Here is an 11,694-nt window from a genome sequence, read left to right on the forward strand (position 1 = left end):
TGTTCACGCTCTCGCCCTGCTACAAAAGGACATGTTAGATGGAATAATTGATACTGTGGAAGATGATTGGGATACTGGCTATAAACGAGTTAAAGAAGTACTTAAAGAATCTAAAAATATTCCAATAGAGGCAAATGGATTATTTGAGGTAGTAAGAGTTAATGATAGATTTGGCATATGCCACCAACTATCCAACGATCTCAAGATAAGCTGGATCAAAAAATGAAAACTATTGAATCAGATTTCATTTTTAATAGCCCCCTTGAAACAGGAATTAGGGCTCTATGTATTCTTTCTGTTGACCATTATTTAATATTTGATCTCCAACAACTGGTAGCACTGGACCATTTAGTTGTTCATACGGGTGATTTCAATAATGGCCCTGAAAGCTTACACCCAAAAACTCAAAGCAGGGCTGGTGAGCTTATAATTAGGCGAAACTTGATAGAACAAGGCCTAATGTTAATGGAATATAAGGGGCTTGTATCTAAGCTAAGCTTACCCAACGGTTTTTTTTATAAAGCAACAGATCTAACTCATGCTTTTATAGACAGCATGACAAATAGCTATATTAACAATTTAAAAATCAGATCTGAATGGGCTATAAAACAGTTAAAAATGAAAGAAAATGATGTTTTTAAACTCGTATTTAAAAAAGTAATTAGTGATTGGTCAAACGAATTTGAATTAACCAACATTATAAACTCTAAAACAATAGGTGTTAATAATAATGGAGATTAGATTTCTAGCATTTACGGGCCCAAATAAAGAAACAGCATCTGTATCTTTCGGTCCTGGATTAAATATCATTTATGGTCCTTCAAACACTGGTAAATCCTCAATTGTTGATGCAATTGATTTCATGTTTGGACGTGATAGAAAATTAAAAGAAAAACCAGAACACCAAGGGTATGACCAAGTTTTATTAGGTTTATCATTTTCTGAAAATGATAATTTTACTCTAATACGAAATATTCAAGGTGGAGATATACAATGCATTTCAGGATTACATACTTCGATTCCATCGAAACATGATGTTGAAATTTTAAAGATAAAAAATCCAACTAAAAAGCAAAGGACAATTTCAACATTTCTTTTTGATAAAATAGGCATTGGTGAAAAAAACTAAAAACAAATGCAAAAAATAATTTAGCATCCTTAACAATCAGAAATTCGATTCAATTAGCATTAATAACTGAGTCTGAAATTCAAAAAGAAGGTTCCCCTTATCTCCATAAAGGTTTTACAAAAGTAACGGAAGAATTATCTAGACTAAAATTGTTTTTAACTGGTATAGATGATAGCTCCTTGCTACCATCAGAAAATGAAAAAACTTTAGTTTCTAAAAATGCTAAAATTGATTTACTGAATGAGTTAATAGATGAAATAAAATATGAAATACAAAAAACATTAAATAAAAATCAAACATATGAAGAATTAAAATCACAAAATGAAAAATTAGATATCAATATACATAACAGACTATCATCATTGACAGAAATTGAGAACGAATTCGAACAAAACAGTAATAAGATAAAAAAAACATCTAATGCAATAGACAAGGATGAACACAGATTAAATGAAGTCAGAGTAATGATTGAAAGATTTAATCTATTAGACAAACAATATAGCTCTGACATTTCCCGACTAGAAAACATCAGCGAAGTTGGTACTTTATTTATTGCACTTCCTGATGATAACTGCCCTTTATGTGGCGCAACCCCTTCAGACGAAAAAGAACATGATATATGTGATGGTGATATAGATAAGTTAGTGGAATCTGCAACTGCAGAAAAAATAAAGTTATTAAAATTAAAAAATGAACTTACTTCAACTTTAAAAAACCTTACTTTGGATGCAGATGTTCTCTATAAAAATCAACAGAGACGAACAGCTAAGTTAGAAGCATTAAAATCCAAAGCATCCACTTTAAATGACGTCATTAATAAAAGCAGGCATGACTATAAAGATATAATTGAATTAAAGGATTTTATAGTAAAATCACTACGCTTATATGAACAACAATTCTCTTTTGAAGAGAGAATTTCAAAAATAGCCAGCACTAACAATAGCGTAACCTCCGTGGTGAATTGTGAGAGTGCCATTCCTGAAGATTCTTTATATAAATTATCAATAACAATTAAAGACATCTTGAATGAATGGAAGTTTATAATGCCAGAAAACATTTACTTTGACATTACAGACAATGACTTTGTATTTGATGGTAAGCAAAGAGGGAGTAATGGGAAAGGATTTAGGGCATTAACACATGCGGCATGTTCATTAGGTTTAATGAAATATCAAGAGAAATATGAAAGTTTACCTCATCTTGGTTTTGTTCTATTAGACTCACCATTACTAGCTTATGAAAAGCCTGATAATACAGATGATGATTTATCAAAAACAGATATAAATGTAAACTTTTTCAATCACCTATTAAAATGGAAAAACAGGCAAATTATTGTAATAGAGAATAAAAAGTCGATACCAATAGAATTCAGTGAAGGAGCGCAGATCACAAAATTCACTGGAATTAACTCAGGGAAATATGATTTTTTTCCCATTAATAACAGATAAAGGAAAAAATAGAATTTTTAACCTTGCTTCTATTAATTACGTTCCATGTACAACTCTAACTATTTCCTGATATAGCCTAAAAACATGTGTCTTATTTAGTTCTTGTTTTCGATAACACCACCACCAATAACGGTTTGGTACCGCACTCCCCAAGGAGATAAATTAAGCCAGATCTAACCGGAACACTGGATGAGCATGCCATGGCTGCCTTTATGGCCGATGCCGGAGCCATGTTTGGCCCCGTGTTTGGTCAGGTTGGGGAAGGGTTGCTGCAAGAGGCCGTGGCGACCCTGATCGATGGCTCGGGCGGTCATGCAGGCTATTTTGCTGCGCAGCCGCTCAAGTGGCAGCAGGCGCAGCTGGCAGAGGCCGCCAGCCTGCCCAAGCAACTGAGCCAGCGCGAGCGGCCGGATTGGTCGCCAGAGCGCCTTGCCGCGCTCAGCGTGCCCACCTGCATCGTGCAGGGCGCAGATACCAGAGCACTGTATGCGCTGGTCTGCGAGGCGCTTGGCAACGCCATTTCCGCCAGCGAGCGCTTGCAGGTGCCACACACAGGCCACCTCTACCCTATTGAGCAACCCGCGCTGTTTGTGCAGCATCTGCAACGCTGGCTCACCACGCAGCGATAAGCCGGGATTATCTGCCCCCCAGCCGCGCTGGGTGCAGGCCGAGCCAGCCAAGCCAGCCAAGCTGCCATGAAAAAGCCCCGCATCGCGGGGCTTTTTGTTATCCAGGGTGACCGACTCAGTTGACGGCGACCGGCTCGCTCATGCTGGCGGGTAGCGGAGTCTGAAACTCGCGCTCGGCCTCGTCGAAGCGATCCACCATGGCCTTGGAGGGGGCCTTGTCCAGCAGGCTGAACACCAGGATCGCCAACCCGGAGAAGAGGAAGCCCGGGATGATTTCATACAGCCCCAGCCAGCCAAACTGCTTCCAGATGATGACGGTCAGGGCACCGACCAACATGCCCGCCAGGGCGCCATTGCGGGTCATGCGCGACCAGAGCACGGAGAGCAGCACCACGGGACCGAAGGCGGCACCGAAGCCTGCCCAGGCGTAGCTCACCAGCCCCAGCACCCGGTTCTCCGGGTTCATGGCAACACCGATGGCGACCACGGCGATGGCCAGCACCATCAGGCGGCCGACCCACACCAGCTCTTTCTGGGAGGCATTCTTGCGCAGGAACGGCTTGTAGAGATCTTCGGTGATGGCGCTGGAGCAGACCAGCAGCTGACAGCTGAGGGTGCTCATCACGGCCGCCAGAATGGCGGAGAGCAGCACGCCGGCAATCCAGGGGTTGAACAGGATCTTGGAGAGCTCGATAAAGACCCGCTCCGGGTTGCCGGTGACACCGGCTGCGTGCTCGGTGAAGGTGGCAAAGTAGGAGAGGCCAAAGAAGCCGATGGCCACGGCGCCGCCAAGGCAAAGCACCATCCAGGTCATGCTGATACGACGGGCATTGGCCATGGAGTGGTGAGAGTCCGCCGCCATGAAGCGCGCCAGTATGTGGGGCTGGCCGAAGTAGCCCAGACCCCAGGCCATCAGCGAGATGATGGCGATGAAGTCCAGGTTCTTGAACATGTCGAGGTTGCTGGCGTTCTGCGCCGCCACCTGCACCATGGCGGTGTCGATGCCGCCGACGGCGATAATGACGAATACCGGCGTCAGGATCAGGGCGAAGATCATCAGGGTGGCCTGCACCGTATCGGTCCAGCTCACCGCGAGGAAGCCGCCGAAGAAGGTGTAGGTGATGGTCGCCGCGGCACCGACCCAGAGGGCCGTCTCATAGTTCATGCCGAAGGTGCTCTCGAACAGGCGGGCACCGGCCACCACGCCGGAGGCGCAGTAGATGGTGAAGAACAGCAGGATCACCAGGGCGGAGAGGATGCGCAGCACACGGCTCTTGTCCTCGAAGCGGTAGGTAAAGTAGTCCGGCAGGGTCAGGGCGTTGCGGTTCTTCTCGGTGTGGACCCGCAGCCGTCCGGCGACCCAGCGCCAGTTGAGATAGGCCCCCAGGGTGAGGCCGATGGCGATCCAGCTCTCGGAGATGCCGCCGATGAAGACGGCGCCCGGCAGGCCCATCAGGAGCCATCCGCTCATGTCGGAGGCCCCGGCAGAGAGGGCGGTGACCCAGCTCCCCATACGGCGGCCGCCGAGAATATAGTCGTCAAAGTTGCGGGTGGCGCGATAGGCGATAAACCCTATCAGGACCATCCCGAGGATATACACCAAAAAGGTGATAAGCATTGGGGTGCTGGCTGTCATTCAAAACTCCATTAGGTAACGTGTGTACCCGTTCTGACGACGGGCTCTTCCTTAAAAAACCGCCCTAGCTTAATCAGCAGATCCCATGACCTCAACCACTTTTAACAAATAAAAAACACAATATAAACGTTTCAGCTTTAACTAACGAACCACTCAAGGAGCCCTCAGCCAGATTTTATCCTGATGCAGCAAACGCTTATCGGGTCGCCCTCCCCCATGCTCCTACCCGCATGGCGGTAAAAAAAGCCCCGACCAACGATCGGGGCTTGAGACGATGAACGACAGGATCAGCGATTGATGGCAATCGGCATGCCGCTGCGCTGCTCCAGCGCCTGCTTGACCAGCCGGGAGTCGCTGTCGGCATGGGCGATAAAGCGGGTCGCGACCTGGGTCATGGGCAGCGGAGCAGGCAGGCTGGAGTTGAACTCCTCCTGGCTGCGGGAGAGCGGCTGATGCACTTCCAGATAACGGCGACCATCCGGCTCGACGGTGGCCTTGATGGGCTGGTTGACGAACTGCACCCGCGCGCCGACCGGTATCTGCCTGAACAGGTATTCGATGTCTTCGTTACGCAGACGCACGCAACCGTGGCTCACCCGCAGGCCGATGCCGAACTGGGCATTAGTGCCGTGAATGGCGTACATCTTGCCGATGTAGAGCGCAAACAGCCCCATGGGGTTGTCCGGGCCGGCGGGCCAGACTGCCGGCAGGCGCTCGCCACGGGCAGCATACTCGGCATGCATCTTGGCCGTCGGGGTCCAGGTCGGGCCCGCCTTCTTGCGCTGCACGCTGGTCACCCAGTTTTCCGGGGTGTCTGTGCCGAGCTGGCCGATGCCGATGGGCAGCACTTCCACCACCTTCTTGCCTTTCGGATAGTAGTAGAGGCGCATCTCGGCCACGTTCAGCACTATGCCCTCGCGCGGGGCATCCGGCAGGATCAGCTGATGCGGCACTATCAGCGTCTCGCCGGTCTGCAGCAGCAGAGGATCCACTTTGGGGTTGGCCTCAAGCATGTTGGTAAGACCCAGCTGGAATTTGGCGGCAACGGCTTCCAGCGGCTGGCCATTTTCCTCTGCCGGCACCACGTATTCCAGATTTTCACCCACCAGACGGCTGTTGGCCGCAGGCAGGGCATATTCAACAGCAAGCACTGGCGCGGCGGCCAGAACAAGGCTGCAGCACAGAGCAGCCGCACGATTGCGAAGGAGCTTCATAACTTTCCCATGATGATGACTTGATTGACGTCTCAGGGCTGACAGCTGATTCAAGAGGGATCAGGGGCGCGAAGAGAAGGCCGCCATTTTTCTCCTCTGCACACCAAATTTCAACTGGCAACTGGATACGGGTCGATGATTAATATGGCGTTTCCCCTGCCACCTCGACCCGTTTCCTCACTCCGTTTGTCCCCTCTGCCAGGTGCGCATATCGTAACCTGTGGGTGATTGGTGCAACCGCAGATGAAATTGATCAATGATGGCGAAGATATGGTCGAAAACATCGGACTGGATCCCTTCGTAATCGGCCCAGGCGGTGGTCGCGGTAAAGCAATAGATCTCCAGCGGCAGACCGTCAGGGGTCGGTGCCAGCTGGCGCACTATCAGCGTCATGTCCTTACGAATACCGGTATGGGCCCGCAAGTAGGCGTCCAGATAGGCGCGCAGCGTACCCAGGTTGGTGAGGTGACGCCCGTTGATGGGGCAGCTCAAGGCTTCGCTCAGCTGTTGGTTATAGGTGCTCAGCTCCTGCTCCTTGCGGCTGAGATAGGGCGCCAGCAGCTGGGCCTGCTTGAGCTGCATCTGCTCATCCACGGTCAGGAAGCGCACGCTGGTCATGTCGATATTGACGCTGCGCTTGATGCGACGGCCACCGGATTCTGTCATCCCCTGCCAGTTCTTGAAGGAGTCGGAGATGAGCGCATAGGTAGGAATAGTGGTGATGGTCTTGTCCCAGTTCGACACCTTGACGGTGGTGAGGCCGATATCGGTCACCTCGCCGTCGGCACCGTACTTGTCCATCTGCAGCCAGTCGCCAACGGTCAGCATGCGGTTGGCGGAGAGCTGGATCCCCGCGACCAGGCCGAGGATGGGATCCTTGAACACCAACATCAGCACGGCTGTCATGGCACCCAGGCCGCTGAACAGGAACAGCGGTGACTTGCCGAGCAACATGGAGATCATCAGGATGCCGACCATGATGCTGCCGACCAGCTTGACCCCCTGGAAGATACCGCGCAGGGGCAGCTCCCGCCCGAGGCGGGGGGTATAGCGGCTCACCAACAGCATGCAGTCGAGCAGGGCAAACAGCGCCAGCAGCAGGAACAACAGGATCCATAACTGGGCCAGCATCTCGATCCAGTGCAGGCTCTCTGAGCTGCGCGGCAGCCAGATCTCGGCCTGACCGAGCAGCACGACCCCCTGAAACACCAGGGCGAGCCGGAAAAACAGGCGCTGCTGCAGCTGAGGCGGCAGCCACACCTGCTGGGTCTTGCCGAGGATGCCGACCAGCCGTACCAGCAGCACCCGATGCAACAGCATGTGCAGTAGCAGCGCAGTAAGGACGATAAAGCCCAGAGCGATCACCAGTGCCATCAGACCGCTGACTTCGATCCCCATGTCGGTCAGCCAGTGAAAAAATATCTCCTTCATCCCTACCTCCAATGCGTGCAACAGTCGTCAGGGTACGTATCTACTATCCCATGTCAAATGACAAGCTGCTCAACCAGAGGCCGGAAACGACAACGCCCGGCATGAGCCGGGCGTTGATTGAGCGCGCAGGTGGCGTTAGCCGACCAGGCTCAGGGCATCGCGTGCGATCACCAGCTCTTCGTTGGTGGGCATCACCAGCGCCAGGCGGCTGCCTTCGGCCGTGATGGGACCCTCGCCACCGAGCACGGCGGCATTGTTCGCTTCTTTATCGACCTTGAAGCCGAACAGGGCCAGACGATCCAGCACCATCTCGCGCACCATGGCGGCATTTTCACCGATACCACCGGTGAACACCAGGGCGTCCAGACGACCCTCCATGGCGGCGGCATAGGCACCGACATACTTGGCCACCCGGTAGGTGAAGACATCCAGCGCACGCTTGGCGCCGGCGTCGCTCGCATAGTGGGTGGTGACATAGCGGCAGTCACTGCTCACTTCGGTCAGGCCCAGCAGACCGGACTCACGGGTGAGGGTGTGGTTGATCTCGTCCACGCTGTAACCGAGCTGGTCGTGCATGAAGAAGACGATCGCGGGGTCTATGTCGCCACAACGAGTGCCCATTGCCAGCCCTTCCAGCGGGGTCAGGCCCATGGAGGTGTCGACGGACTCGCCGTTCTTGATGGCGCAGACGGAGGCACCGTTGCCCAGGTGGCAGTTGATGATGTTGAGCTCGGCCAGCGGCTTGCCCAGCGCCTTGGCGGCCTCTTGTGCGATGAAGCGGTGGGAGGTGCCATGGGCGCCGTAACGACGGATGCCATTCTCTGTATAGAGCTTGTAGGGCAGTGCGTAGAGATAGGCTTCCTGCGGCAGGGTCTGGTGGAAAGCGGTGTCGAACACGGCCACGTTCTTCTCGACCAGGGCCGGGAAGACCTTGAGCGCAGCACGGATGCCGATGAGGTGTGCCGGGTTGTGCAGGGGAGCGAACGGAATGGCGGCTTCGATGCCGGCGATCACGCCATCATCAATGCGAACGGAGCGGGAGAACTGCTCGCCACCGTGCACGATGCGATGGCCGATGGCCACCAGCTGCTCGGCCAGAGAGGGATCCTGGGGCAGGATATGACCCACTATGTGGTCGAGGGCAGCCTGGTGTGCGGCGCCCGCTCCCAGCATGGCTTCGCCCTTGACCCCGTGGAGTTTCCATTTGATACGTGCATCATCCAGATTGAAGCATTCGGCCAGGCCGGACAGCATGTCCTCACCTGTTTCGGCGTCCATTACGGCAAATTTCAGGGAAGAGCTACCGCAGTTAAGGATCAATACCAACTTGCTCATGTTCTACATCTTCCTGTGCTTCGGCTTTGTGCCAACAGTGTCGTGTCATCCAGAAGTGGATGGGATTCCCCTGCCGGGGGCTTATGGTCGCAGGAAAGTGCGCCCAATTTTTCAATACGTTAAGTGCAGGTTCTGATGATGCCGTGCACTCATCTTCGCCACGCTGCGTAGGCGGTTACAGGCCAGCCAGCAGATCCCTGTGCACCTTGACCACCAGCTTCTTCACCTGAGCCGGCTGGTTGGGGGTGCAGAGGGGGCGATGCAGCTCTCCCGGCCAGAAGATCGCGAAGTCGCCAGGCTGCAACGCCAGATAACTGGTCTGTTCATCGTCGACGAACCAGAGATCGGGATGGGGATGATCGGCGCCTGTATTGACATAGGCATGAGGCCCGACACCTATCCACTCTTCACCGCGCAGCAGCAGCTGGATATCCAGATACTGCTGATGGAACTCGCCACGGCGATCCGCTGCCGACTCGGTCAGCTCTTCACTCACCAGACAGAACAGCGTGAGGCCGTCGATCTCTGTCTTGCCGAGCGGCGCATTCAGCCACTGTTCCACGCTCTTCACCACCTCGACCATGATGCGATCCAGCGGGGCGGGCAGCGGCGTGCGCTGCAGGGTATTCAGACTGCCGGTAATCATGGCGAGCGGATCCTTAGGTGTATTCCGGCAACATCTTTGCCGCAAAATGAAAAAGGACCCTGTTCAGGTCCTTGTGTCACACCGTCTGCAATCCGTGCAGACAAGAGTCGAGCATGTGCTCGTGCCGAGCGTGATGAGGGCACTGTTACACACTCATCCGCAGCTTGCCAAGAGGCGCAAGCGTATTCGCCCAGTGATCGTACCAGCTGAAACAATATTATTCACTACTCCATCGCCGTCGACTTTGACCAGACGCAAAAACGGGAGCATCTGCTCCCGTTTTTTTCGCACAACCGGTGTCATTCAAACCTTGCGGGCGTTTTCCACCGGCTTGGCGTACATGGCGCGCCAGATGCTCTTGTGCTCTTCAGGTACCTCTGACTGACGGGTCAGGAAAGCCGCCTGCTCTATGGTATTGGCCTTGCCGGACACATCTGCAGCCAAATAGTTGCCCGGGAAGAGGCGATAGTTGCCCCAGATCGCCTTGTCGATCAGCGCCGCCAGTTCGTCCGGATCGCTGAAGCCCTCGGTGATGGGGGCGCCGAAGGAGACGTGTACCCGCCCCTTCTGGCCGACGATGCCGGCGACTATGCTTTCGATGTCCTCGAACTCGCCCTTCTCGTAGCTGCCGTTGACTGACTTCTCGTACAACTCGCGCGCCTTGGCCTTGTCGGTGGGATCCACCTCGTAGCTGATGCTGACCGGCACTATGTTGAGGCTGCGCATGTAGTCGACGAAGTCGATTTTCTGCTTCTTGCCGTCCACATAGAACATCTTGAGGATGGCCGGATCCGTCTTGTCATCGCCATTCTTGGCACGCCCTTCCTTCTGGGCGATCCAGATGGAGTGACCCTCGTGCACCGACTGGCCGATATAGGCGGACAGCTCGCCGAGCATTTTCATCATCTCCCGCGGCCCCTTGGCGGAGCGCTTGACGATGAAGCTCTTGTTGAGCTTCATCAACTCGGTGGCGCAGGGTTTGCGCAGCAGGTTGTCACCGATGGCGATGCGCACCGTATCAAACCCATGGGTGTGCAGCCCCCAGTTGACGAACGCCGGATCCATGGCGATGTCCCTGTGGTTGGAGACTAACAGATAGCCCTGCTCTTTCTTGAGGTGTTCGAGGCCGGAGAAGGTCACGCCCTTGGTGGAGGTGGCTATCATGCGGGACATGTAATGGGTCACCCCCATCTGCACCTGATGAATGGTGGTCACCTTGTACCACTTGTAGCGCAGGAATTGGCGGATCAGCGGGCGAATGGCCCAGCCAAGCCAGCTCATCAGGGAGCCGAAACGATACTTGGCGATGGCGCCGATAAATTCATCATCCTGGATCAGCCGTTCTATGGCTGCCGGCACTTCTTCATCGCGGTAGGGGCGAATGTCCGCGAATCTATCTACTTCAGTCACAATGTCAGCCTTGCGTGTAAGGAGCCGCGGCCAACCGAGTTGGCCGGGAAATTCAGGGCGCAATTTTACACGCTTTTATGCCAAGGGGTATGTGATGTGCGCAGATAGTGAGATCTGACCAGTGAAATGAACAAATGGCCCCGTTCGGGCCATTTTTTTTCAAGCTTCCACTGTGAACGAGACCATCATACCTGTGTCCTCGTGCTCCAGCAGGTGGCAGTGCGCCATGTAGGCGCGTTCCCTGGGCGCCGGGTGATCGAAACGCACCAGCACCTCACTGCGTCCACCCTCGACATTCACAATGTCCTTCCAGCCGGCACGGTGGGGCGCCACCGGCTGACCGTTCTCGCTCAGGATCCGGAAACGGGTGCCATGAATATGGAAGGGGTGCAGCATCATGTCCCCCTCCCCCGAGATGATCCAGCGCTCGGTCTGGCCCAGCTTGACCGCAAACTGCGGGTCATTCATGGCAAAGGGCTGACCGTTGATCCGGTTGCCGCCGTGCAGATCCAGCGGCTTGGCACTGCCCTTGCCACCCTGCATCCCGGCCATGGTGCCTTGCATCCCGGCCATAGTGCCGTGCTGCATCTCCCCCGCTGGCATGACCATATCACCATGGTCCATCCCCGCCATACCACCGGCATCGACTTGCGCTCCCTTCCTCGCCCCCATCGCCATGCCCGCCTCGGCACTGCCATGATCCATGCTCATGCCCGCCATGGCAGCGTGACCATAGCGGCTCATCAGCGCCTGCATCCCCTGCCGGTCCAGCTCGGGATCCATCGACAGCGTCAGGGTACGGCTCGGCAGCCCCTG

General features: G+C 53.5%; 12 protein-coding genes. 5 read left to right on the forward strand and 7 right to left on the reverse strand.

What is annotated here, in order from left to right; genetic code table 11:
* The 5 genes from BN1129_RS18400 to BN1129_RS18410 form a co-directional block, all read left to right on the forward strand.
* A partial coding sequence (locus BN1129_RS18400; protein ID WP_042038520.1) for an ABC-three component system protein occupies positions 1-226 on the forward strand: 226 nt, incomplete at its 5' end.
* A complete protein-coding gene (locus tag BN1129_RS18405; protein ID WP_042038521.1) occupies positions 223-741 on the forward strand; it encodes an ABC-three component system middle component 2 in 519 nt (172 codons plus the stop codon). The genes BN1129_RS18400 and BN1129_RS18405, both read left to right, overlap by 4 nt.
* Positions 731-1,129, forward strand: coding sequence for an AAA family ATPase (locus tag BN1129_RS22810; RefSeq protein WP_084204694.1), 399 nt, complete (start codon positions 731-733; stop codon positions 1,127-1,129). Before BN1129_RS18405 ends, BN1129_RS22810 begins: the two co-directional genes overlap by 11 nt.
* Before the next feature lie 179 nt (positions 1,130-1,308).
* Complete coding sequence (locus tag BN1129_RS23610; RefSeq protein ID WP_157013472.1) at positions 1,309-2,577, forward strand: coiled-coil domain-containing protein; 1,269 nt, start codon at positions 1,309-1,311, stop codon at positions 2,575-2,577.
* A gap of 200 nt (positions 2,578-2,777) precedes the next feature.
* The gene (locus BN1129_RS18410; RefSeq protein ID WP_244463081.1) at positions 2,778-3,206 is read left to right on the forward strand and encodes an alpha/beta fold hydrolase; all 429 of its coding nucleotides are present in this window, start codon (positions 2,778-2,780) and stop codon (positions 3,204-3,206) included.
* A gap of 115 nt (positions 3,207-3,321) precedes the next feature.
* Here the strand turns inward: BN1129_RS18410 and putP are convergent, their stop codons facing one another.
* The 7 genes from putP to BN1129_RS18445 all read right to left on the reverse strand — a co-directional run.
* Positions 3,322-4,842 carry a sodium/proline symporter PutP gene (putP, locus tag BN1129_RS18415; RefSeq protein WP_042038522.1) on the reverse strand — a complete coding sequence of 507 codons (1,521 nt, stop codon included), beginning with the start codon at positions 4,840-4,842 and terminating at the stop codon, positions 3,322-3,324.
* A 287-nt stretch (positions 4,843-5,129) separates the two neighbouring features.
* Entirely contained in the window at positions 5,130-6,056 is a 927-nt protein-coding gene (locus tag BN1129_RS18420; protein WP_042038523.1) for a L,D-transpeptidase family protein, read from the reverse strand.
* 177 nt (positions 6,057-6,233) lie between these two features.
* Positions 6,234-7,487: a mechanosensitive ion channel family protein gene (locus BN1129_RS18425; RefSeq protein WP_042038524.1), complete on the reverse strand. Its 1,254-nt coding sequence runs from the start codon at positions 7,485-7,487 to the stop codon at positions 6,234-6,236.
* Positions 7,488-7,622: 135 nt separating this feature from the next.
* On the reverse strand, positions 7,623-8,822 hold the full coding sequence (locus BN1129_RS18430) for an acetate kinase (protein WP_042038525.1): 1,200 nt from the start codon (positions 8,820-8,822) through the stop codon (positions 7,623-7,625).
* A 175-nt stretch (positions 8,823-8,997) separates the two neighbouring features.
* On the reverse strand, positions 8,998-9,468 hold the full coding sequence (locus BN1129_RS18435; protein WP_042038526.1) for a NanQ anomerase/TabA/YiaL family protein: 471 nt from the start codon (positions 9,466-9,468) through the stop codon (positions 8,998-9,000).
* A gap of 303 nt (positions 9,469-9,771) precedes the next feature.
* Positions 9,772-10,878 (reverse strand): 1-acyl-sn-glycerol-3-phosphate acyltransferase, encoded by a 1,107-nt coding sequence (locus BN1129_RS18440; protein ID WP_042038528.1) that lies wholly within the window; start codon positions 10,876-10,878, stop codon positions 9,772-9,774.
* A gap of 159 nt (positions 10,879-11,037) precedes the next feature.
* On the reverse strand, positions 11,038-11,694 hold a 657-nt coding region (locus BN1129_RS18445; RefSeq protein WP_042038530.1), incomplete at its 5' end, for a multicopper oxidase domain-containing protein.

It is taken from the genome of Aeromonas popoffii, from assembly GCF_000820025.1.
Classification (GTDB): domain Bacteria; phylum Pseudomonadota; class Gammaproteobacteria; order Enterobacterales; family Aeromonadaceae; genus Aeromonas; species Aeromonas popoffii.

What these genes read in the sequence shown, in the direction of transcription:
- BN1129_RS18405 (WP_042038521.1), top strand. Translation starts at nt 223, where the DNA reads ATGAAAACTATTGAATCAGATTTCATTTTTAATAGCCCCCTTGAAACA.
- BN1129_RS22810 (WP_084204694.1), top strand. Translation starts at nt 731, where the DNA reads ATGGAGATTAGATTTCTAGCATTTACGGGCCCAAATAAAGAAACAGCA.
- BN1129_RS18410 (WP_244463081.1), top strand. Translation starts at nt 2,778, where the DNA reads ATGGCTGCCTTTATGGCCGATGCCGGAGCCATGTTTGGCCCCGTGTTT.
- putP (WP_042038522.1), bottom strand. Translation starts at nt 4,842, where the DNA reads ATGACAGCCAGCACCCCAATGCTTATCACCTTTTTGGTGTATATCCTC.
- BN1129_RS18420 (WP_042038523.1), bottom strand. Translation starts at nt 6,056, where the DNA reads ATGAAGCTCCTTCGCAATCGTGCGGCTGCTCTGTGCTGCAGCCTTGTT.
- BN1129_RS18425 (WP_042038524.1), bottom strand. Translation starts at nt 7,487, where the DNA reads ATGAAGGAGATATTTTTTCACTGGCTGACCGACATGGGGATCGAAGTC.
- BN1129_RS18430 (WP_042038525.1), bottom strand. Translation starts at nt 8,822, where the DNA reads ATGAGCAAGTTGGTATTGATCCTTAACTGCGGTAGCTCTTCCCTGAAA.
- BN1129_RS18435 (WP_042038526.1), bottom strand. Translation starts at nt 9,468, where the DNA reads ATGATTACCGGCAGTCTGAATACCCTGCAGCGCACGCCGCTGCCCGCC.